Origin of the sequence: Flavobacterium branchiophilum NBRC 15030 = ATCC 35035 (assembly GCF_002217205.1) — a bacterium.
Classification (GTDB): domain Bacteria; phylum Bacteroidota; class Bacteroidia; order Flavobacteriales; family Flavobacteriaceae; genus Flavobacterium; species Flavobacterium branchiophilum.
In genome coordinates this window covers 1-24,108 of the sequence record NZ_MUGT01000030.1, presented here as the reverse complement: position 1 = coordinate 24,108, position 24,108 = coordinate 1, and the positions used below count along the sequence as shown (strand labels likewise).

Annotated in this window: 21 protein-coding genes; 11 read left to right on the top strand and 10 right to left on the bottom strand. The window is 34.9% G+C overall.

The window, feature by feature from the left end:
• From rpsD to B0A58_RS04060, 7 genes are all read left to right on the top strand, one after another.
• Complete coding sequence (gene rpsD, locus B0A58_RS04090; RefSeq protein ID WP_014085002.1) at window positions 1–606, top strand: 30S ribosomal protein S4; 606 nt, start codon at window positions 1–3, stop codon at window positions 604–606.
• Between the two features lie 20 nt (window positions 607–626).
• Window positions 627–1,619, top strand: coding sequence for a DNA-directed RNA polymerase subunit alpha (locus tag B0A58_RS04085; protein WP_014085001.1), 993 nt, complete (start codon window positions 627–629; stop codon window positions 1,617–1,619).
• A gap of 39 nt (window positions 1,620–1,658) precedes the next feature.
• Window positions 1,659–2,144, top strand: a complete 486-nt coding sequence (gene rplQ, locus B0A58_RS04080; RefSeq protein WP_089079999.1) for a 50S ribosomal protein L17 — start codon at window positions 1,659–1,661, stop codon at window positions 2,142–2,144.
• Window positions 2,145–2,257: 113 nt separating this feature from the next.
• The gene (carA, locus tag B0A58_RS04075; protein WP_089079998.1) at window positions 2,258–3,367 is read left to right on the top strand and encodes a glutamine-hydrolyzing carbamoyl-phosphate synthase small subunit; all 1,110 of its coding nucleotides are present in this window, start codon (window positions 2,258–2,260) and stop codon (window positions 3,365–3,367) included.
• A 103-nt stretch (window positions 3,368–3,470) separates the two neighbouring features.
• Window positions 3,471–4,757 (top strand): phosphopyruvate hydratase, encoded by a 1,287-nt coding sequence (gene eno, locus B0A58_RS04070; protein ID WP_014084998.1) that lies wholly within the window; start codon window positions 3,471–3,473, stop codon window positions 4,755–4,757.
• 199 nt (window positions 4,758–4,956) lie between these two features.
• Window positions 4,957–6,240, top strand: coding sequence for a citrate synthase (locus B0A58_RS04065; RefSeq protein ID WP_089079997.1), 1,284 nt, complete (start codon window positions 4,957–4,959; stop codon window positions 6,238–6,240).
• A 434-nt stretch (window positions 6,241–6,674) separates the two neighbouring features.
• Window positions 6,675–7,481, top strand: coding sequence for a Cof-type HAD-IIB family hydrolase (locus B0A58_RS04060; protein ID WP_089079996.1), 807 nt, complete (start codon window positions 6,675–6,677; stop codon window positions 7,479–7,481).
• 108 nt (window positions 7,482–7,589) lie between these two features.
• Here the strand turns inward: B0A58_RS04060 and B0A58_RS04055 are convergent, their stop codons facing one another.
• From B0A58_RS04055 to B0A58_RS04030, 6 genes are all read right to left on the bottom strand, one after another.
• On the bottom strand, window positions 7,590–8,852 hold the full coding sequence (locus tag B0A58_RS04055; protein WP_089079995.1) for an asparagine synthetase B: 1,263 nt from the start codon (window positions 8,850–8,852) through the stop codon (window positions 7,590–7,592).
• A gap of 82 nt (window positions 8,853–8,934) precedes the next feature.
• A complete protein-coding gene (locus B0A58_RS04050) occupies window positions 8,935–9,807 on the bottom strand; it encodes a cation diffusion facilitator family transporter (RefSeq protein ID WP_014084994.1) in 873 nt (290 codons plus the stop codon).
• Window positions 9,808–10,087: 280 nt separating this feature from the next.
• Complete coding sequence (gene murA / locus B0A58_RS04045) at window positions 10,088–11,398, bottom strand: UDP-N-acetylglucosamine 1-carboxyvinyltransferase (RefSeq protein ID WP_014084993.1); 1,311 nt, start codon at window positions 11,396–11,398, stop codon at window positions 10,088–10,090.
• 68 nt (window positions 11,399–11,466) lie between these two features.
• The gene (locus tag B0A58_RS04040; protein WP_014084992.1) at window positions 11,467–12,177 is read right to left on the bottom strand and encodes a DUF4290 domain-containing protein; all 711 of its coding nucleotides are present in this window, start codon (window positions 12,175–12,177) and stop codon (window positions 11,467–11,469) included.
• Window positions 12,178–12,235: 58 nt separating this feature from the next.
• Window positions 12,236–12,532 (bottom strand): DUF493 family protein, encoded by a 297-nt coding sequence (locus tag B0A58_RS04035; protein ID WP_014084991.1) that lies wholly within the window; start codon window positions 12,530–12,532, stop codon window positions 12,236–12,238.
• 115 nt (window positions 12,533–12,647) lie between these two features.
• Entirely contained in the window at window positions 12,648–13,520 is an 873-nt protein-coding gene (locus B0A58_RS04030; protein WP_089079994.1) for an AraC family transcriptional regulator, read from the bottom strand.
• A gap of 315 nt (window positions 13,521–13,835) precedes the next feature.
• On the opposite strand from B0A58_RS04030, the gene B0A58_RS04025 reads away from it, so the two are divergent.
• The 3 genes from B0A58_RS04025 (at window position 13,836) to B0A58_RS04015 (ending at window position 18,249) form a co-directional block, all read left to right on the top strand.
• Window positions 13,836–15,986, top strand: a complete 2,151-nt coding sequence (locus B0A58_RS04025; protein ID WP_089079993.1) for a GH92 family glycosyl hydrolase — start codon at window positions 13,836–13,838, stop codon at window positions 15,984–15,986.
• A gap of 12 nt (window positions 15,987–15,998) precedes the next feature.
• Window positions 15,999–17,906, top strand: a complete 1,908-nt coding sequence (locus B0A58_RS04020; RefSeq protein ID WP_089079992.1) for a beta-L-arabinofuranosidase domain-containing protein — start codon at window positions 15,999–16,001, stop codon at window positions 17,904–17,906.
• A 100-nt stretch (window positions 17,907–18,006) separates the two neighbouring features.
• Window positions 18,007–18,249, top strand: coding sequence for a hypothetical protein (locus tag B0A58_RS04015; protein WP_089079991.1), 243 nt, complete (start codon window positions 18,007–18,009; stop codon window positions 18,247–18,249).
• A 111-nt stretch (window positions 18,250–18,360) separates the two neighbouring features.
• On the opposite strand, the gene dnaJ is transcribed toward B0A58_RS04015, so the two are convergent.
• Together dnaJ and B0A58_RS04005 are read right to left on the bottom strand one after the other, a co-directional pair.
• Entirely contained in the window at window positions 18,361–19,467 is a 1,107-nt protein-coding gene (gene dnaJ, locus B0A58_RS04010) for a molecular chaperone DnaJ (protein ID WP_089079990.1), read from the bottom strand.
• 124 nt (window positions 19,468–19,591) lie between these two features.
• A complete protein-coding gene (locus tag B0A58_RS04005) occupies window positions 19,592–20,167 on the bottom strand; it encodes a nucleotide exchange factor GrpE (protein ID WP_014084985.1) in 576 nt (191 codons plus the stop codon).
• Window positions 20,168–20,301: 134 nt separating this feature from the next.
• Here B0A58_RS04005 and B0A58_RS04000 point away from each other — a divergent pair, with 134 nt between their 5' ends.
• Window positions 20,302–21,684, top strand: a complete 1,383-nt coding sequence (locus tag B0A58_RS04000) for an MATE family efflux transporter (protein WP_089079989.1) — start codon at window positions 20,302–20,304, stop codon at window positions 21,682–21,684.
• Between the two features lie 1,097 nt (window positions 21,685–22,781).
• Here B0A58_RS04000 and B0A58_RS03990 read toward each other — a convergent pair.
• Both B0A58_RS03990 and B0A58_RS03985 read right to left on the bottom strand, forming a co-directional pair.
• Window positions 22,782–23,147, bottom strand: a complete 366-nt coding sequence (locus B0A58_RS03990; RefSeq protein ID WP_089079987.1) for a cyclic-phosphate processing receiver domain-containing protein — start codon at window positions 23,145–23,147, stop codon at window positions 22,782–22,784.
• A gap of 263 nt (window positions 23,148–23,410) precedes the next feature.
• A complete protein-coding gene (locus tag B0A58_RS03985; protein ID WP_243389442.1) occupies window positions 23,411–24,052 on the bottom strand; it encodes a helix-turn-helix transcriptional regulator in 642 nt (213 codons plus the stop codon).
• Window positions 24,053–24,108: the final 56 nt, after the last annotated feature.

Sequence of the window (24,108 nt, the reverse complement as noted above, 5' to 3'; positions counted from 1 at the left end):
ATGGCAAGATATACTGGTCCAAAAACCAAAATAGCACGTAAATTTGGCGAAGCGATTTTCGGAGACGATAAAGCATTCGAAAAAAGAAATTACCCACCAGGGCAACATGGTTTAGCTAAAAAGAGAGGTAAAAAATCTGAATATGCTGTCCAATTAATGGAGAAACAAAAAGCTAAATATTCTTATGGAATTTTAGAAAAGCAATTTAGAAATCTTTTTGAAAAAGCTTCTGCAACTAAAGGGGTAACTGGTGAAGTTCTTTTACAATTATGTGAAGCAAGATTAGATAATGTGGTTTTTAGAATGGGAATTGCTCCTTCAAGAAGAGCCGCAAGACAAATTGTATCTCACAGACATATTACAGTAAATGGAGAGTGTGTAAACATACCATCCTATCATTTAAAAGCTGGTGATGTAGTTGCCGTTCGTGAAAAATCTAAATCTTTAGAAACTATCGATCGTTCTTTATCTAACTCTAGCCATGTTTATGAATGGATAACTTGGAATAATGATAAAAAAGAAGGAACATTTGTATCTGTTCCTGCTAGAATTCAAATTCCAGAAAATATCAAAGAACAACTTATCGTCGAATTGTACAACAAATAATAATTGACTTAGTCGAAATTATGGCAATATTTAATTTTCAGAAGCCCGATAAAGTTATCATGATCGATTCAACCGATTTTGAAGGTAAATTTGAATTTAGACCTTTAGAACCTGGTTATGGATTGACTGTTGGTAATGCTCTTAGAAGAGTTATGCTTTCTGCTTTAGAAGGGTATGCAATTACCTCTGTAAGAATTGAAGGTGTAGATCATGAGTTCTCTACTATTTCTGGAGTAGTTGAAGATGTAACAGAAATTATTTTAAATCTTAAACAAGTTCGTTTCAAACGTCAGATTGATGAAGTTGATAATGAAACTGTTTCGATTTCAATTTCTGGAAAAGACAAACTTACTGCTGGAGATTTTCAAAAATTTATTTCTGGTTTTCAAGTATTGAATCCAGATTTGATTATTTGTAATTTAGATGCTAGTATCAAATTGAGTTTTGAGCTAACAATCGAAAAGGGTAGAGGTTATGTTCCTGCTGAAGAAAATAAAAAACAAAATGCAGCTATTGGAACTATTTTTACTGATTCTATTTTTACACCTGTAAAAAATGTAAAGTATTCCATTGAAAACTTTCGTGTTGAGCAAAAAACCGATTACGAAAAATTAGTTTTTGAAATTAAAACTGATGGTTCTATTCATCCAAAAGATGCTCTAACTGAAGCTGCAAAAGTGTTAATTCACCACTTTATGTTATTTTCTGATGAAAGAATTACTCTTGAGGCTGATGAAATTGCTCAAACAGAATCTTATGACGAAGAGTCTTTACACATGCGTCAGTTATTAAAAACGAAGCTTGTAGATATGGATTTGTCAGTAAGAGCTTTGAACTGTTTGAAAGCGGCAGAAGTTGAAACACTTGGAGATTTGGTATCCTTCAATAAACATGACCTTATGAAATTCCGAAATTTTGGTAAAAAATCTTTAACTGAACTTGATGAACTTGTTGCGGTTAAAAATTTAACTTTCGGAATGGATTTAACAAAATACAAATTAGATAAAGATTAATCTAGTCCACCTTTTGGTGAGATTAAATTTTACACAGCAATGAGACACGGAAAAAAATTCAATCATCTTAGCAGACAAACTGGGCATAGAAAATCTATGTTGGCTAATATGGCTTGTTCTCTTATTGAGCACAAACGTATAAACACTACTGTTGCTAAAGCAAAAGCGCTTAAACAATTTGTTGAGCCTTTAATAACAAAATCTAAACAAGATACAACACACAACCGTCGTATCTGTTTTGCAAACCTTCGTAATAAGTATGCTATAACTGAATTATTCAGAGAAGTAGCTGAAAAAGTAGGAGATCGTCCTGGTGGATACACCCGAATTATAAAAGTTGGTAATCGTTTGGGAGATAATGCTGATATGGCAATGATCGAACTTGTTGATTTTAACGAAATTTATAACGGTGGTAAAAAAGAAGTTAAAAAAGCTAAAAGCCGTCGTGGTGGTAAAGCTAAAAAAACAGAAGAAGTAGCTGAAAATCCTGCTACTGAAACTGAAACTACTGAATCTGCCGAATAATGATTTAATTGCATTAATATCAAAGGATAAACTTTATTAAGTTTGTCCTTTTTTTATGTTTTTACTTTATTTTTTCTTTTAATTTATTAATTTTGCATTTCAACTAACTACTAATGAAATACACAACAAGACAACAAGCAATCTTACTTTTAAGTGATGGAACAATATTTTATGGCAAATCTATTGGTATTAGCGGCAAAACTTTTGGTGAAGTTTGTTTTAATACTGGCATGACGGGATATCAGGAAATATTTACAGACCCATCATATTTTGGGCAAATTATGGTGGCTACCCATCCTCATATTGGTAATTATGGTGTAAATGATCAAGAAATTGAATCTCAAGACATTAAAATTGCAGGATTGGTATGTAAAAATTTTAGTTTTAATCATTCAAGACCAAGTGCTTCAGGATCATTAGAATCTTATTTTCAAAAACAAAATTTAATTTGTATTGCAGATGTAGATACTAGAGCACTTGTAAGTTACATTCGTGATAATGGGGCTATGAATGCAGTAATTTGTACGGACGATACCGATATTGAAACGCTTCAAGCTTTATTAGCTGCTGTTCCAAATATGAAAGGTTTAGAATTGGCTTCAAAAGTTTCAACTACAACACCTTATTATTTTGGTAATGAACTTGCTACATATAAAATTGCCGCTTTAGATTTGGGAATCAAAACTAATATTTTACGTAATTTAGCTAAACGTGATTGTTATATTAAAGTTTTTCCATATAACGCTTCATTTTCAGATTTATCTGCTTTTCAACCGGATGGTTATTTTTTGTCTAACGGACCTGGAGATCCAGAACCATTAGATAGTGCAATTGCAGTAGCAAAAGAAATTATGGCACAAAATTTACCTCTTTTTGGTATCTGTTTGGGGCATCAAGTTATTGCTTTAGCTAATGGAATCCCTACTTTTAAAATGTTTAATGGTCACCGAGGCATCAATCATCCTGTGCAAAATATTCAAACTGGTAAAGGCGAAATTACATCTCAAAATCATGGTTTTGCAGTCGATAAAAATGTATTGGATAGCAGTACTGATTTAGAAATCACACATCTACATTTGAATGACGGCACGGTAGCTGGAATGAAGATGACGCATAAAAATTGTTTTTCAGTACAATTTCATCCAGAATCGAGTCCAGGACCTCACGATTCTACATATTTATTTGATCAGTTTATAGACAATATAAAATTGGGACAACGCTAAATCGTTATCGTTAATAATATTATAAATTATTATATTATTGATAAAAAAATATAGAATATATTTGTAATTGTAAATTATAAAATCAACTTTAAAAATAATAATTATGAGCATTATAGTAAAAATTCATGCAAGACAAATTTTTGATTCACGTGGAAATCCTACTGTAGAAGTAGATGTTATTACAGAAAATGGTATTTTAGGTCGTGCGGCAGTTCCATCTGGTGCTTCTACTGGCGAACACGAAGCGGTTGAATTACGTGATGGTGGCAAAAACTTTTTAGGCAAAGGTGTCTTGAAAGCTGTAGAAAATGTGAATACTAAAATTGCAGAATCACTTGTTGGCTCTTCTGTTTTTGAGCAAAATGCCATAGACCAAATGATGATTGATTTAGATGGTACACCAAACAAATCTAATTTAGGTGCCAATGCTATACTTGGAGTTTCTTTAGCAGTAGCAAAAGCAGCAGCTAACGAATTAGGTTTGCCATTGTATCGTTATGTGGGTGGTGTTTCGGCCAACACGCTTCCGGTACCTATGATGAACATCATCAATGGAGGTTCTCATTCTGATGCTCCTATTGCATTTCAAGAGTTTATGATAATGCCCGTCAAAGCAACGTCTTTTTCACATGCTCTTCAAATGGGAACTGAAATTTTTCATAATTTGAAAAAAGTGCTTCATGATAGAGGCCTTTCTACAGCTGTAGGAGATGAAGGTGGTTTTGCACCAAACTTGGCTGGCGGAACAGAAGATGCTTTAGACACTATCAAACTGGCTGTTGAAAAAGCTGGTTATACCTTTGGAGACCAAATTATGGTTGCTTTAGATTGTGCTGCATCTGAATTTTATGTAGAAGGCAAGTATGATTATACAAAATTTGAAGGTGCAACCGGCAAGGTGAGAACCTCTCAAGAACAAGCAGATTACTTAGCGGATTTAGCATCAAAATATCCTATTATTTCAATTGAAGATGGAATGCAGGAAAACGACTGGGAAGGATGGAAATATCTTACAGAAAAAATAGGTAATAAAACACAATTAGTAGGAGATGATTTATTTGTTACTAATGTAGAAAGATTAGCTACTGGAATCGAAAAAGGTATTGCCAATTCTATTTTAGTTAAAGTAAATCAAATCGGAACATTAACTGAAACTATTGCTGCAGTAAATATGGCAAAAAACGCAGGCTACACTTCTGTAATGTCTCACCGTTCTGGAGAAACAGAAGACAATACAATTGCAGATTTAGCTGTTGCCCTCAACTGCGGACAAATTAAAACAGGATCAGCTTCTCGTTCAGATCGTATGGCAAAATACAATCAATTGATTCGTATTGAAGAGGAATTAGGTGCAACTGCTTATTTTCCTGGTGTAAAAGCATTCAAATAAATAGAGCTACATAATAATCAGCACTCGTTAAGTTATTATAACTTTTCGAGTGCTTTTTTTATTAATGACCCAATATTTTAACAGAAATATAATTTTTTATAAATTTTACGAAAACGTTTAAGTAAAAGTTTTTTTTTAATTTTTAATTTATTAAATTTGTTAAATTATTTTTATAAAAAGGAAAAACTTCAAACATATTATGTCAAAAACAGCAATTTTAGAATTAGATGGGAAAAAATATGAACTCCCAGTTATTATTGGTACAGAAAACGAAGTAGCCATAGACATCAATAAACTTAGAGATGTATCTGGTGCTATAACGATGGATCCAGGTTATAAAAACTCTGGTGTATGTAAATCAGATATTACTTTTCTTGATGGAGAAGAAGGAATATTGAGATATAGAGGTTATTCTATTGAAGATTTAGCCGAAAAAGCTGATTTTTTAGAGGTCTCTTATTTGGTTATTTTTGGAGAATTGCCAACCCAAAAACAATTAGAGGATTTTGAAAACGACATCCGAAAATATACATTGGTAAACGAAGAAATGAAAAATATCATTGATGGTTTTCCAAAAACAGCCCATCCAATGGGTGTTTTGTCTTCTTTAACAAGTGCCCTTACTGCATTTAACCCTAAATCGGTAAATGTTGAAAATGAAAAGGAAATGTATGAAGCCGTTTGCAAAACAATGGGTAAATTCCTTGTAATTGCCACATGGACATACAGAAAAAGTATGGGTTTCCCTTTGAATTATTATGACAATACCAAAGGATATGTTGAAAATTTTATGCGTTTGATGTTTGAATTACCAACAGGCCCTTATAAAATAGACCCCGTAGTTATTGCTGCTTTGGATAAATTATTTATTCTTCACGCAGATCACGAACAAAATTGTTCTACCTCTACCGTTCGTATGGTGGGTTCTTCTCATGCAGGTTTATTTGCTTCTATTTCGGCTGGTGTTTCAGCTCTTTGGGGACCACTTCATGGAGGTGCAAATCAAGCCGTGTTGGAAATGTTAGAAGAAATTCAAAAAGATGGTGGAGATGCCGACAAATATTTGGCAAAAGCCAAAGATAAAGAAGATCCTTTCCGTTTGATGGGATTTGGTCACCGTGTGTATAAAAACTTCGATCCAAGAGCTAAAATCATCAAAAAAGCTGCAGACGAGGTTTTGGCTACACTAGGTGTAAACGACCCTATTCTTCAAATTGCTAAAAAATTGGAAGAATCTGCTTTAGTGGATGATTATTTTGTCTCTAGAAAATTATATCCAAATGTCGATTTCTATTCAGGTATTATTTATCGTGCTTTAGGAATTCCAACCGATATGTTTACGGTACTTTTTGCGATTGGCCGTTTGCCAGGTTGGATTGCACAATGGAAAGAAATGCGTGTAAACAAAGAACCAATTGGACGCCCAAGACAAGTATATACAGGTTATGCACTTCGTGATTTCAAAGAAATGGACAAAAGATAAAAATTTATTTTTTTTAATAAAAAAGCCTCAAGTAATATTATATTTGAGGCTTTTTCTTGTATTAAAATCATTTCCATCCCATTTTATGACAATCAAAAAAAGGTACTTCTAAATTTGCTAATTGAATCTAGCACATTTTGAAAAATAAAAATTTATTTTTTATTATTGGTTTTATTTTATTATTTTTGGATTGTCAAATGAACACCCATATATAACAAACCTGAAGAATACCTAAAATAAGGAAACGAGGTATATCTTATGTGGGATTATTGTTACATAAGTTACCAAAAATCAAAAGTAAGCAAAAGGAATTTTTTATATTTAACATTAAAAATAATATAAAAATTACAATATTGAGAATATTTATTTTAAAAACTACAAAATTTTGTTAAATTTGCACAACTAAACTTTCAAAAAACGTAAACATTTTGCCAATGCCTCATCATACACGTGTTATCATTACCGATTTAGACGGAACTTTACTCAACAACAATCATTCCATTTCAGACTTTACTAAGCAAGTGTTTCAAGAACTCTATTTGAAAGATTATTTGTTTATTGTAGCCACAGGCCGTCACCATTTGGATGCGCTTCCGTTAGTAGAAAAGCTAGGAGTGCCGCTTTATTTGGTAACCTCAAACGGGGCCAGAATACACTCCCCAAATAAACAATTGATGTATGCCAAAAATATGGATTCCCAAAAGGTAGCCTCTATTTTGTCATTACACTTTGATCCAGAAGTTACTATGGTAATGTTTAAAGAAGATTATTGGCAAACAAATCAAGTAAACGAAAAATTGAATAGTTTTCAAAAAGTAGTAACATACCATCCGCAAATAGTTGATTTTAAGGCTATTACAGATTTTGATGCCATTAAAATATTTTTTTCTCACGACGACCATCAAAAGTTACAAAAAATCCAAAAACAAATTTTAGAGATTCATCCAAACGAGTTCAATCATGCTTTTAGTTTGCCCATTTGTTTGGAATTTATGGACAAAACAGTGGATAAAAGTCATGCCATTGCACAAATATTGGCAAAAGAAGGTTACTCGTTTTATGAAACTATTTCGTTTGGCGATGGTTTTAATGATGAAAAAATGTTGCTAGCATCACACAAAGCTTGTATAATGGGTAATGCTCCTCTATCTTTAAAAGAAAAATTAGCCCATTTGGAAGTGATTCAAACGAACCATCAAGATGGAGTAGCAACTTATTTGAATCAATATTTTTTAGTATAAATGCTGTTTATTACCGTGTTTAGCGTTAGTGATAGTAGTGAAAAGGTACCTACGAGGGGTTTGGTTAGCAGAACAATCAAATTATTTTATGATTGAAAGGCAACAAAATTATGTTTTCTGTTTCTTTTTTCGAGCTGCGGGAAACAATACGTTGTTTAAAATCAGTCTGAATCCTGGTGAATTAGGGTGCAAGTCTAAAACCGTTGGGGCATCTCCCACACGGTGTTGGTAGTCTTCGGGGTCGTGTCCGCCGTAGTAAGTAAACATGCCTTTGCCCTTTTCGCCATGCAAATAACGGACTTCGCCATTTACTTCGTTCGTTGCCAAAACTAAAACATTTGTTTTAATCAACGACGCATCAAATGAAGTGGTTTGCCCCATAAATCCTTTGATCAATTGCGTATGATTTTGACACAGCATGGTAGGTATTGCATCCCATTTTGCAGAAAAATCCATCAGTGTAAAATAGTCTTTTTCCATCGGAATTTTACGTTTTTCGGTCATATCGATATCCGAAAATTCATAATGATCTGGTTTTCTGTCCAATGTAAAATTTTTAAATGCAAAGCTATTAACATCGTGTATTTTCGATTGATAATTAGAGTCACTTGGGTCGCCATCAAACATGGTTTCGCAAATATCGGTACCCTCTGCCGCAAGTGCTATGTCGAAACTATCTGTTGCCGAACACATTGCAAATAAAAAGCCTCCTCCAATAACATAATCCCTTATCTTTTTGGCTACTGCCAATTTTTCTTCAGATACTTTATTATAACCCAACTTTTGGGCTAACAATTCGGCCTCTTGTTTTTGCTCCATATACCATGGAGCATTTCTATAAGCCCCATAAAACTTTCCGTATTGTCCCGTAAAATCTTCGTGGTGCAGGTGCAACCATTCGTATAACAACAATTGATCGCCCAAAACTTCTTCGTCATATATAGCCGTAAACGGAATTTCGGCATACGTAAGCACCATCGTAACAGCATCGTCCCACGGCTGTTTGCCTTTTGGTGTATAAACGGCAATTTTGGGAGCTTTTTCCAGCACTACGGCTTCCATGTTTTGAGACGGACTGGCTATTTCAGCCAATAGCGACGCCTGTTCTGCATCCGATAAAATTTCAAAACTCACACCCCTTACTTGACATTCTTTCCGAATTTCGGCTGCATCGGGCAACAAAAACGAACCCCCTCTAAAATTCAACAACCAACTAGCTTTGTAGTCTTTGCTTAGCACCCAATAGGTTATACCGTATGCTTTTAAATGGTTTTTTTGGGTCGTTTCGTCCATTGGCAACAAGATAAAACTTGCCCTTGAAAGTACGCTAATACTTATAAATAATAAAACAAATACACCTTTTAATTTCATTTTGCAATACAATTTAATTACCCAACGAAGGTAATGTTTTTTTATTCAATTCGTTTTTTGTTCAAAAAAAAAACCAATACCATTATTCATGCGAGGGCTCAATATGAATCAAAACATGTCCAATATTAGGTATCTTCAATCGTAAATAATCTTTTAAATTGTGGGCCAAGTCGTGCCCTGCTTTTACCGAAATATTGGCATCTACAATGGCATGCAAATCCACATGATACTGCATTCCCGCTTTGCGAATAAAACATTTTTCGGTGTCTATAATCCCCAAAACCTCTTTAGAATACTGCCTAATTTCTACAATCAAGTCGTCATATAAATGTTCGTCCATAATTTCGCCCAAAGCGGGTCTAAAAATCAAATAACTATTATAAATAATAAAACCAGAAGCCAACAAAGCCGCCCAATCATCGGCTGCTTCATATCCTTTGCCCAAATACAAGGCCATCGCAATCCCAATAAAAGCCGCAACAGACGTTATAGCATCACTCCGATGATGCCACGCATCGGCTATAAGCGATGAGCTATTGGTAGCCTTGCCTTTTTGCATAACCAATCTAAACGAAAACTCTTTCCACAAAATAATGCCTCCAAGGATATACAAGGTCCAAGTTTTGGGCAATTGGTGTGGTGTTTGAATATTGATAATACTTTCGTGAGCAATAAAAACGGCCGACGCTATAAGAAACCCCACCACAATAAAAGTAATCAATGGCTCGGCTCTGCCATGTCCATACGGATGGTTGTCGTCTGCCGGTCTGTTGGCATATTTTATCCCAAAAAGCACCAAAAATGACGCAAAAATATCCGTTGTCGATTCAATAGCATCGGCAATTAAGGCATACGAATTACCAAAAATCCCTGCAAAACCCTTTACCAACGCCAATCCAGCATTGCCCAAAATACTAAAATAAGTTGCCTTTATTGCAGTTTGTTCATTTGTCATCTAATAATTATAAATAAATATTTAATAAAAATACCGTTTTGCTCCTTGCTCTTCTCCGTCGAATAGCCAAAAAACAAAACGATATCAAGTCATAATCATGGCAAAAGGTGTTTGCTACAAATAGGTCGTTCATTTGGGCGTGCCCCTCCGTAAACTACGGGTCGGGCTATCCGTTACAATCTTTTTTGCCCCAAAAAGACGGGACAAAAAAGGATTTTCACTACTATCCCTCACGCAACACGGGGTTCCAACAAAATTGGTACAAAACAACCTACCCATCTTACAAACGAACAATATGTGCCCCAATGGCCCGCAAGCGTTCATCTATTTTTTCGTAACCTCTGTCTATTTGCTCAATGTTTTGAATGGTACTTGTTCCTTTTGCCGAAAGGGCCGCTATCAACAACGAAATACCCGCTCTAATGTCTGGCGAACTCATTACAGTGGCTTTCAATTGCGACTCAAAATTGTGTCCCATAACCACCGCTCGGTGTGGATCACACAACATGATTTTGGCTCCCATATCGATCAATTTGTCCACAAAAAACAAACGGCTTTCAAACATTTTTTGATGTATCAATACATCGCCTTTTGCCTGTGTAGCCACTACTAAAATTATGCTCAACAAATCAGGCGTAAAACCTGGCCAAGGAGCATCGGCAATGGTAAGTATCGACCCGTCAATATCGGTTTTTACTTCATAACCATTTGTATGTGCTGGTATATAAATGTCATCTCCTTTTTTCTCTATCGTAATTCCTAATTTTCTAAATGTACTTGGTATAATACCCAAGTTTTCCCAACTCACATTCTTGATAGTAATTTCCGATTTTGTCATGGCAGCAAGACCAATCCACGATCCTATTTCGATCATGTCGGGCAAAATGCGGTGTTCGCATCCACCAAGGGCTTCAACCCCTTCAATGGTTAATAAGTTTGAACCAACGCCACTAATTTTTGCCCCCATCAAATTAAGCATTTTACAAAGTTGTTGCAAATAAGGTTCGCAAGCAGCATTGTAAATAGTTGTTACCCCCTCTGCCAATACAGCTGCCATAACAATATTAGCAGTACCAGTTACAGAGGCTTCGTCTAACAACATATAAGTACCTTTGAGCTTTTCGCTGGTTTCTACACCATAAAAATGATCCTCTCGGTTGTATCTAAATTTTGCCCCCAAATTGATAAACCCTTCAAAATGAGTATCTAATCGTCGTCTTCCTATTTTGTCCCCTCCAGGTTTTGGTATATATCCTTTGCCAAATCGGGCCAACAAAGGCCCCACGATCATGATCGACCCTCGGAGCGACCCCCCTTCTTTTTTAAAGGCTTCTGTTTCCAAATAGCCCACATTTACTTCGTCCGACTGAAATGTCATGCTGCTTGGGCCATTTTTTTGAATTTTAACCCCCAAATTACCTAAAAGGGTAATGAGTTTATTAACATCTATAATGTCAGGGATATTATGGATGGTTACTTTTTCTGGCGTTAAAAGTACGGCACACAAAATTTGTAATGCTTCATTTTTAGCCCCTTGAGGCGTGATGGCTCCTTTTAGGCTTTTGCCTCCTTCAATTTTAAATGTCCCCATTTTTATTTTAATGCTTTTGGTTATCTTTTTAGTTTAGTTTTATTGTTGCCAAGTCAAAATTTGAGGTGTTAAAACTTCGACTTCATTTTTTTGGGTATAATTTTGCTGTTTTTTGGTCCTTTATTAGGAACAATTTTTTGATTAGTATTAGGAACAATTTTGTTTGAAACCCTCTTGTTTGTACGTATCAATTCGTTGGTGTTCAACAGTTCTTCTGTGCTTTGCATCAAGTTAAGTTTACCTTCAGACAATTCATACAAATGTTCAAAAATCACTGCATCGGTTACAGTATCTTTGTTCCAACTCAAGTACGATTTTTTCATGTGATTGGCAATTACTTTTACCAAAGCACTTTTCATTTCGCCCTCTTCCCATTTATTGGCCACATCAATCATGTATTTGATATTGTTGCCATAAAATCGGTATTTTGGATAATTTTGAGGATATTGCAACGCATCGGGTTTCATTTGCAAAACCTCTCGAGACGGAATAGGATATGGCGAATTTACATTGATTTTGAAATCAGACATAATAAACAATTGGTCCCATAACTTATGCTGAAAATCGGGAACATCTCTCAAATGAGGGTTCAAACTTCCCATAACTTGAATAATGTATTGGGCGGCTTTATTTCGCTCTTCATCATCTGCAATGGCAGTAGCTTGATTGATCAGTTTTTGCAAATGACGACCGTATTCTGGAATGATAAGATGCTGTCTTTCAGAGTTGTATTCTAAATTGAACACCACATCTTTGGCATTTTCTTTAATATAATTCATATTTTGTATTGAAAATAATAATTCGTTGGATATTATAAGCTCATAAAACCAAGCAGTTTTATAATGAAACAATGCCTTCTATTGTAGATACTTCTTTGTATTTTGAAATGACTTCGTCGGCATCTTTCATCGTTACATCTACAGAAATACTGGTAAACTTGCCCGTTTTGGACTTGGTGGTTTTGATAACAGCCCCCATACAATTAAATGCCTCCTCAACTTTTAAAACATTGTCATTCAAACTAGGTACTATAAATTTGTACAAATAAGTGGCTGGCCAAGTGTTGCTATTATCCAATTCTACCTTGAGTCGTTCATAAAATGCCGCTGTTTCTTTTGCTTTATTGTCTTCCATTTTTTTAATAAAATAAAAGCAAAGATACATTTTTGATTTGNNCTACGGAACTATTTTTTTTGAATAATTTAAGCAAAAAAGATAGCAGATTGGGCTATTTATTGGCGTTTTTGGATTAAATTTGTGATGTGGATTTTTTCATCATGGCGGGTGTGTTTATCTCTCTAAATTTCTTGGGAGATATACCTTTTTTCATTAGAAAAATGCGATTAAAATAACTCAAAGTTTCAAATCCGCAGGAATAGGAAATTTGATTGACGGTTGCATCCGATTGCAATAACAACCTGCTGGCTTCGTTGATTCGCAATTCGTTTACGTAATCGGAAAGCGTTTTTCCAGTTGCTTTTTTGAAAAATTTACAAAAATTACTTTCGGTAACATGAATCAATTCGGCAACCGCTTGCAAAGTTATTTTCTGATGAAAATTGTCCTGCAAAAAAGTACACACTTTGTTGATTCGCAATTCATTTTTTTTAGAAACTACATTATGAAAGGTGTTTGGAGCAATATATTTTGCTGGCATTTGAGCCAATTTGTCTAAAAGAGCAATAAATCGCATCACTTTTTCCATTCCTTGCAAATGGGGTAATTCCAAAATTGCAGTTACCATTTCTTTTTCGGGCGGAAAAACCAAACCTCTAGCTGCCTGTTCTAACATATTTTTTATGGCAATTCCTTCTTGTAATTTCAAAAATGGTAGCATAAAATCCATAGAAAACTGAATTACTACGGCATCAGATTCGGTGTCGTTGTCTGTTTTTCCTGTCCAAGTGTGAGGCAAATTGCTTCCCAACAATACCAAATCGCCTGCAGAAAAAGACTCGTAAGAATTGCCCACAATGCGATACCCATTGCCTTGTACAATATACGTCAGCTCCCATTCGGGATGATAATGCCATTTGAACTCAAAAAATGGAACTTGATACCGATAGGCACGAAAACTCGAGTTTCCATTATTAGATGAAATATTTTCTAAAATTGCTTTCATTGATGTAAAATTTATTTGATAGCATCCTAACTTTTATAGCCTTTTATTCCAATGTATTTTTTTGCACGAATGAGTTGTTAATGGCTAGTCATAATTGCAAATTTACTTCATCAAACAAAAATAATCAAATAAAATTCAATATAGTGTTAGTATTGAACAATTTTATGCTAATTTATTCCATCAATAAAAAATAATTTTGTGTTTCAATTAAACGAAATTTATTTAGAATATATTTTTCTCAAAATTTAAAACTTTGACAAATATTTCAAAAAACAGAAAAAATTTCAGAATTAAGGAATAACTAGAATTTAAAAAATGGAACAACATAAAAAAAACCTATTTGTATTTATCCTACTTCTTTCTTTTTTTACAAATGCTCAAAACAGCAAACACGTAAACCCTTTCATTGGAACCGATGGCACAGGACACACCTTTCCCGGTCCTTCAATGCCATTTGGAATGGTGCAACCCGGACCAGACAATGCAACTTCGGGCTGGAATCATACCAGTGGTTATCAATATAAAGACACCTTGCTTTTGGGTTTTTCGCAAATGCGTTTCAGTGGCACAGGCATTGGCGAAATGGGAAATATTTTGTTGCTTCCTTTTGATGAAAAACAACCTCATTTCAAAAATAGCTATCATAAAAACACCGAAAAAGCCAGCGTTGGCTATTATTCCCTAACCAAAAAAGACGGTGTTCAAGTAGAATTAAGTTGTTCCGAACGAGTAGCTTTTCATCGATATACTTATCCTGATGTTCATGCTAAATTGTTGCTCGATTTCCAGCATGGAATTCAATTTTTGAATGATAGCTTGGTTTTGGAAAGCGATATAAAAATTGAAAATAACAACACTATTTCGGGCTATTGCAAAACGAAAGCTTGGGTAACAAAAAAGTATTTTTTCACCATTCAATTTGAAACCCCTTTTTCAAAAATAGAGCAACTTCCAAGAGGTTCGAAAGAAAATGCACCCAAATTTCATTTGGATTTTGATTTAGCCAAAAATAAACTTTTGAACATCAAAATTGCACTTTCCACAGTGAGTGTTGAAGGGGCAAAATTGAACCTGCAAACCGAAATACCACATTGGAATTTTGAACAAGTGAAACACCATGCAGCAAAAGCTTGGGAAAACTATTTGAGTAGAATTTGCATCAAAGCAACTGCCAAACAAAAAGCACTATTTTATACCTCGCTCTATCATTTATTGCTGCAACCTTCCAATATTGCTGATGTGGATGGCAATTATCGCGGGGCTGATGATTCAATTTCTAAAGCACCCAACAACGCCTATTATTCCACTTTATCCATTTGGGATATTTATAGAGGTGCTTTTCCATTACTACAAATTATTGCTCCTGAAAAAATTGATGGCATTGTGAATACACTACTTTTGCATCACAAAGCAGCAGGTTTTCTACCCATTTGGACGGCTTGGGGGCAAGATAATTATTGCATGATTGGCAACCACGCTATTCCGATGCTTTTATCGGCATATTCTAATGGTTTTCAAGGGTTTGACCCAAATGAGGCTTTAGCAGCAATGATTGAAACTTCAACCAAAAGTCACATTAATTCCGATTGGGAGTTGTATCAAAAATACGGCTATTATCCGTTTGATAAATTGGACAATGAAGCCGTTTCAAGAACCTTGGAAAGTGGGTATGATGATTGGTGTGTGGCGCAAATGGCAAAAAAATTAGACAATTTGCCAATAGAAAATGAATTTAATAAAAGAGCTCATTATTATAAAAATTTATTTGACCCTGAAACACAATTATTTCGAGGCAAAGACAGTAATGGTAATTGGAGAATGCCTTTTGATCCGCTAACAGCCACTTCGCCCATGAACAACCCAGGTGATTATACTGAAGCCAATGCCTGGCAATATTTCTGGACACCTGCACAATTTGATGTGGAAGGCATGAAAAATCTTTTGGGTGGAAAAACCACATTCACCAAAAAATTAAATGATTTTTTCACTGTTGAAAGTATAAATCCAAATAAATTTTTAGGTCAAGAAGCGCTAATTGGGCAATATGCACATGGCAATGAACCGAGTCATCATATTGTTTACTTATATGCTTTTTCAGACACTCCTAAAGTGGGGCAAAAATACATTCATAAAATCATCAACGACTTTCACAACAACACCCCAGATGGCATGATTGGAAACGACGATTGCGGTCAAATGTCGGCTTGGTATATTTTATCTACATTAGGATTTTATCCTGTGAATCCAGCAAATGGCGAATTTGTTTTGGGAGCTCCTCAAGTGAAAAAGGCCGTTTTGCATCTACCCAACCATAAAACATTTACCATAAAAGCGTCTCATTTTTCAAAAGAAAACAACTTGCAAGAGCAGGCAAAATTAAACGGAAACGTACTAAAAAACCCGATTATTCACTTTAAAGATATACGAAATGGGGGAACACTTCATTTTTCGATGACTAACCACTAAACACTACTTCAGATGAAAAAAATAATTGCAATAACTTTGATTTTAGGAACCATGACTATTCAATCCCAAGAAAAACAAAACGAAAAATACAGCTTGTTTCCCTTTGGTAGCATCAAACCTACGGGTTGGTTGAAAGACCAAATGCAAAAAGACGTGGCAGGATTTGTGGGCAATTTGGATCAATTGGTGCCCGCTTTGATTCAGGATCCCATTTATTGCACCCAACGCTTGCACCAACACAGCGAAGTCAAAGATTTGGGCAACAACAAAGAAGGCGATGCTGAAGGAAGTGAGCAATACAAATGGTGGAACAGCGAAACCCAATCCAATTGGTGGGACGGTTATATCAGAAATGTGATTTTATTGAACGACAAATCAGGGCTGAAAAAAGTGGAAAAATACATTCAAAACATCTTAAAATCCCAAGATGCAGATGGGTATTTAGGTATTTATGATACCGATTTGCGCTATAATTTCCAATCGGAGAACGGCGAATTGTGGGCGAAAGCCACGCTTTATCGAGGGTTGTTGGCTTATTATGAGTATTCTAAAGACAAAAAAGTTTGGAATGCCTTAGAAAAAGCGGTTGCCAATGTCATGAAAAACTATCCCATCCATGCCTCTAGTCCCTATTCCTCTGGGAAGGAATTCAACGGAGGTGTTTCACATGGTTTGACCTTTACGGATGTTTTGGACAAAATGTATCAAATTACGGGTGATACTAAATATACCGATTATGCTTTGTTTTTGTATCAAGATTTTTGCAACACCTATCAATCGGAAAAAGATGTACAATTGCAAAATATTCTGAATCCTGAGTACAAATTGCAATCGCATGGGGTGCATACTTATGAGCATTTACGCCCCTTGCTAGTGGCAACTTATGCATCAAAAAACGCAGCAATGCAAACCGCTTTGAAACTGTATTTGCAACGGATTGAAAAAACAACCACTGCCACAGGAGGTGCCATTGGCGATGAATGGATTGCCGAACGAACTGCTGATGCCACGCACACGGGCTATGAATATTGTTCCTTGCACGAATTGCTAGATAGCTATTCCGTTTTGTTGCAAAAACAAGGCGATTTCAAAACGGCAGAAGCCATGGAAACGATTTTTTATAATGCGGCACAAGGATCCAGGCATCCCGAGCATTCTTGTATTGCCTATCTCAAAACGGATAATTCGTTTGAAATGATGGGTACCAAAAATGGTGAAGTGGAACCCCACCGCAACCAAACCCGATACAAATATTCGCCTGCACACCAAGATGTAGCGGTTTGTTGCAATCCCAATGCCGGTAGAATTACGCCTTATTTTATTGAAAAATCTTGGCTCAAAGAAAATGAAACTACCTTTGTTCAACTGCTATTGATGCCCAATGTGTTGGAAACAAAAATTAGAAATAAAACTATAAAAATTGAAACCATAACGGATTATCCCAATAAAAACAGCTTTGTTTATGAAATTTCCAACCCAACTGAAGTGGCATTTACACTAAAAATTAGAAAACCCGCTTGGGCAAAAGAAATTTTAACTACAGAAAACTATGTTTTGGATGGAGATTGCATTGTTTTTCAAAAGAAATTTAAGAAGAAAGACCGCATTTCTATAGCCTTTAAAGCAGAAATTGAAATTGTAGAAGACCACAACAAAGAAAAATATTTTCGATATGGGGCCTTGTTTTTTGCCAAACCCATTGCCGCTATGGAACAAAAAGGGAAAACCTATTTCACGAATTTCAGTGATTTCAACTACAAACCAATAGAAAACCAACGCTATCAATTTATAGAAAATCATCAAGCCAACTATGAGAATGGAAAAATTATTTTGAATGCCAAAAACACCACGACCAATCAAGTGGAAACCCTTACTTTAATTCCATTTGGAAAAACCATTTTGAGACAAGTGAGTTTTTAAAAATTAGTAAAATTTAAAAAAATAAATCAATCCATATTCAAGAAATGTAACAAATAATTCTGAAAAGGAACTAATACCATAAATTAAAAATCAATAAACTATGAAAACACCATTTAACAAATTTATTTACTTAGGATTCCTAATTTTGGGTACCTATCAAGCAATTTTTAATCACGATTATGTGCAAGCTGCTTCCTCCTTTGGAATTGGTTTGGCATTTGACCCATTCGATCCGGAGCAAAAATGGAACGACAGACCGCAATGGCAAAAAGCTGTGCTGCTTATTCATCTTGGAATAACCGCTGTTTTATTTGGATATGGAATTGGGTTTCATGAAAAATAATTCTAATAGAAGTCTTCTGGATTGCAAAAAATATTCCCACTATTTTTTCATACAAAAAAAAACACCTCTATTAATAAAGGTGGTTTTTTATATAAAAAAAGCGGTTTATAACTATGAAAACATATCCTTTACCTTTTCAAAAAATGATTTCTCACTTTTTTCAGGATTTGGCAAAAAGTTTTCGTCGTTTAAATATTTTTCAAAAAATTGACGTTGTTCTTTGTTCAAAGTTTTTGGTGTCCAAACATTAACATGTACAAGTAAATCGCCATTGCCATAGCCATTTAAGCTAGGGATACCTTTGCCTTTCAATCTCAAAATTTTACCAGATTGAATACCTTCTTCCAGTTTGATTCGTACTTTTCCGCTTACAGCCTCAATGTCTTTTGAAGCTCCCAAAACAGCTTCAGACAAGCTGATGTACAAGTCATAATGTAGGTTTTCGCCTTCACGTTTCAAAAAGTCATGTTCTACCTCTTCTATGGCAACAATCAAATCGCCAGGTACACTATTGCCAGGAGCATCGTTTCCTTTGTTTGACACTTTTAGTTGCATTCCATCAACTACACCTGCTGGAATTTTGATAGACACAGTTTCTTCTTCTTGCACCATCCCTTGAGCATCGGCATGAGATGGTTTTTTGTCCAGTGTTTGTCCAGTTCCGCCACAAGTTGGGCAGGTAGAAGCCGACTGCATACGACCCAAAATGGTGTTGGTTACTCGCATTACCTGACCTTGTCCGTTGCAAGTGCCACAAGTTTTATAGGTTACGCCTTGTGCCTGAATTTTTCGTTTTACTTTTACTTTCTTTTCTACGCCATTGGCTATTTCTTCAAGAGTCAGTTTTACTTTGATTCGCAAATTGCTCCCTTTCATACGGCGTTGTCCGCCGCCACCGCCAAATCCGCCAAATCCGCCGCCACCAAAAATGTCGCCAAATTGACTAAAAATGTCATCCATGTTCATACCACCAAAACCGCCGCCACCGCCGCCGTTTTCAAAGGCTTGATGTCCGTATTGGTCATATTTAGCTTTCTTTTGTGGGTCGCTCAAAATTTCATAAGCCTCTGCAGCTTTTTTGAAATTTTCTTCAGCTACTGCATCGCCTGGGTTTTTATCTGGGTGAAATTCTATGGCTTTTTTTCGGTAAGCTTTTTTTATTTCGGCTTCCGTTGCATTTCTATTAATGCCCAATATTTCGTAAAAATCTTTTTTCATTTGTGTAAATTTTTTTAACAATACTCACTTTTGATGTGCAAGAGTCAGCTGTTTTTTTCTCATTGGGTTTGTTGTTTTCTAAAACAAAGCGTGGATTTTAATACACTATTTCTTTCAATTAGAATTAATTACCAATTACAACTTTTGGAAAACGAATAATTTTTTCGCCAAGTTTATAACCTTTTTCTATAACATCTACAATTTTACCTTTTAAGTTTGGCGAAGGTGCTGGAATTTGGGTTATGGCCTCTGCAAAATCGGCATCAAATAAATCGCCTGCCCCAATTTCTATTGCTTCTAATCCTTTTGATACCAAGGTCGATTTTAATTTTTCGTGTATCAATTCGACTCCTTGTGTCAAAATGTCATTTTCTGATTTCTTGATTTCAATTAAAGCCCTGTCAAAATCATCTAAAATAGGCAATAAAGATTGTAAAACATCCTGATTGGCTGTTTTAAACAATTCTATTCTTTCTTTGGTAGTCCGTTTTTTGTAATTTTCGAATTCGGCAAAAAGACGCAAAAACTTGTCTTTTTCGGCAGCCAAATCTTTGGTTAATTGTTCTTCAATACTTAATTCTTCAACTAGCGTTTCCTCGGTTGTAGTGTTTTCAATCGTTGTGTCGTCTAATTCTTTTTCTATTTCAGTATTTTCAGTACTCATCTTTGTTTTATTTTTGAATATGTTTTTAAATTTCATTTATTGTATGTTATCAAAATTACTGCCAAACCTTAAAAAATGTCAAATTGTCATTGTTTTAACTTCGTATATTTTTTTGTTTTTAAAATTGTAGGCAAAAAAAATATTTTACCTTTGGCAAAAATATATATAAAGTGCGAATAAACCGTTATAAAAAAGAATTTTTAGACAACATCAAACTAGCAACTCCAGTAGTTTTTGGTATGCTCGGACACACCCTTATCGGGATTGTTGATAATTTTATGGTGGGCAATTTAGGTGCTACAGAGTTGGCAGCTGTATCTTTGGGCAACAGTTTTATTTTTATTGGAATGTCTATTGGCATCGGGTTTTCTACTGCCATAACCCCTTTGGCTTCTGAAGCATTGGCAGAAAAAAACGACAAAAAATGCCGTTCGATTTTTCATCACGGACTGTTGTTAAGTATTATTTTAGGGATAGTGTTATTTGTGCTCATTGTGTTGTCCAAACCATTGATGCTTTTGATGAACCAACCCAAAGCCGTTGTCGATTTGGCCACTCCTTATATCGATTGGGTAGCATTTTCGTTGATACCCGTAATTATTTTTCAGGGCTACAAACAATTTTCCGATGGTTTATCGCTTACAAAATATGCCATGTATGCCGTGTATTTGACCAACGTGGTTCATGTTATAGCCAATTGGATGTTAATTTATGGATTTTGGATTTTTCCAAAAATGGGTGTTGTGGGGGCTGCACTTGGAACTGTTGTTTCCAGACTGATGATGGTAGTATTTATGCACTATTTGATGAAAAACAACCACACACTACAACCTTATTTTAAGCATTTTAGTTTCAAAGAAATCAAAAAATCGGTGCTCAAAAAAATTGTAAAACTTGGGGCACCATCTGCCATGCAAATGCTTTTTGAAGTTACCCTTTTTACGGCAGCTATATGGCTTTCGGGTAGTTTGGGCAAAAACAGTCAAGCGGCCAATCAAATAGCCCTAACACTCGCTTCAACTACCTTTATGTTTGCCATGGGGCTCAACGTTACAGCCATGATCCGATTGAGTTATCTAAAAGGACTTCAGGACATCAAAGGGCTTCTTTTTACGGCAAAATCTATTTTTATGTTGGCCATTATGCTCGAAACTTTTTTTGCTATTATTTTTATTGTATTTCATCAATATTTACCCCATTTGTTTCTCAATATGAACGATGCCAATCAAGCTTTGGACAACACACAAGTAATCGAAATTACATCCAAATTACTCTTAATTGCTGCGTTTTTTCAAATATCTGATGGCATCCAAGTTGTTGTTTTAGGAGCCTTGAGGGGGCTTCAAGATGTAAATGTACCAATGTATATTACCTTTGTAGCCTATTGGGTTGTGGGATTTCCCATATCATACTATCTTGGTAAGCACACCACGCTGGCCGCTACAGGTATTTGGATAGGCCTTTTGGCGGGGCTAACCTTTGCAGCCGTTTTTTTGTATGTTAGGTTTTATTCGCTTACCAAAAAAATGACGGCATCAAAGCAGTTGTCTTAATCTAATTTTTTTAAATAAAGATTACAATATAAAAAACAATTGTAGTACATTCAAATACCACAATCAAAGCCATTGGATTCAAAACTTGATTATCTGATGAAAAGCCTACTTCTACTACTTGATATAAATGGATACCAAAAAATAATAAAGAAAATATGAAATATGAAAAATAGATTTTTTAGTAAAATAGAATAATATTCGTAAATTTTAAGTAGCCGCAAAAAAAATGACATACAATTTGAAAGCAGCTTATATACGTCAAATAATATTGATTTATAACAATTTATCAATTTAATATAAAAACAAAGAACAATTTTTATAAAAAAATTGCTCTTTATTTTAAAAATATTAAGCTGTTTTTTTTCTCAGCTCCCAAACATAGAATAAACAAAGCATAAGACTCGAAATTAACCCTGAATAGGGTAGGTATAAACCTGTATTTTTGTCTATTGCTTGGTTATTGAGTTCGTAAATTTCGACCCCAAGTTTAATTAAAGAAAGACAAAATATAGAAAGTAACAATGGCTTTCTATATTTTTCAATAATTGTATTCATAACTAAGGAATTTAAGTATTACAAATTTAAAACATTTAGTGTTTGGTTGGTAAAAAAAAGTAATTTTTTTTACATCAAATGATATTTGTTTAAACATGAATACTGTATCAAGGCGGCATACCATTACCAATATTTGAAACTCAAGACTTGTTTGCCTGATCAAACCTCCCGTATAATAAAGTCCCGTAGGGACAATTCATTTTGTAGCAACGGATTTCAATCCGTTGGTGAAAATATAATAACGGATTTCAATCCGTTGGTGAAAATATAGCAACGGATTTCAATCCGTTGGTGAAAATATAACAACGGATTTCAATCTGTTGGTAAAAATATAGCAACGGATTTTAATCCGTTCAAAAAACATTTTTTCGATTTGGATTTTTTCAAAAAGCAATTATTAATTGGTTTGGATTTTTTCAAAAATTAATGTTTTATTGATTTGGATTTTTTTTAAATAAATTATAAAAAACTCATTTTCAATATTTTATAAAAAAATAATTTCCCTCAAAAACTTCAAAACTTTTGAGGGAATTATTTGCTTTCTATTGCGATTTTTGAAACGATTTGAATTGCTCCAACAAGCCCAATATTTTTGATTTCCCAACGGGGTTCATCGAGTGACAATAAAACGCTGGACAAGCCAAATGATTATCCATACAATAGTCAACAAGCCAATTGGCACAATCAAATCCTGTTTTTTCTTGAGGGCTTTCAACGTCCGACAAATCGTGGTCAAATGAAACACAATCCGGAAGGCCGTTTTGGGTAATCCATTCCACAAATTCAGTATAACTGCGAACAATAATCCAGTCTTTTTCCAAAAAAACAGGATTAAAAGGGTATGGATAAGCCTCGGATGGAATTCGCAAATCATCCAAAAACAGATAGGAGGGAGGTGTATTTTTCATTTTATTTTTTTGTTTCTACCACCATTTATTTGTGTGGGTTTCCAATTAAAATTTATTAAATTTTGTTTTTGAACCATTAAGATATTAAGTTTCATTAAGTCTTAATTACCTTAATTTCTTAATGGTTTAAATTTTTGAATAGTTGTTTTATAATTTTATACATTTGTTAAAAACCCACACATTTCGTGGTAGAACCTATTTTTTGTTACGATTTAAAGTCATTTTTTGATTTGAATAAGCATTAACCAAAAACCTAAAACAAATCACGCATACAATCCCACCGCTTCAAGCAATCTCGCCTTTACTTTTTTCTGCAAACTTTTTGGTTCCAACACTTTCACATTGGCGCCCATCGAGAGGAGTTCCATCACAAAATCGTGGGTGGGACAAACAAACAATTCCAAAACAAGCTCCGTTGCTGTTTCCGAAACAATTTTTTGCGAATGGTGCAACGGCAAGGACTTGATATAATTACCCTGTTCCCGAGTTAGCCAAAGCCGAATTTTTTCGGGGGCTTCTTCGCCACTAATGATGCCAAAAGAGTGCTTGAATTTTTCTTCGGGATTAAACAATTTGGGATATTCAAAACGTCTCGAACTAATTTCCAAATCCGAAATCCGATCCAGTCCAAACGATTTAATAGCACCGTCATTCGGGTCTTCGGCTATCAAATACCAACGTTGGCGGGCTTCTTTTAAAACCAATGGGCGCAACACACGCTGGAATTTTTCATGGTCAAAAGCCCAAAATTTTTCATACACCAGGCTCACTTCCACTTGTTTCTGAATGGCATGCAGCAAACCATACATGTTTTCGGCACCCAGCGACTTTCTTTTTTCCAAAATCAAATGATTTGCCACCGAGTCCGAAACACTCAAAGCATTGAAAATCTGACTCGTTTCCATCAAGCGGTTGGTGTTGCCTTCATCAGCTTCTTGAATAATTTTATCGAGTTATTTAC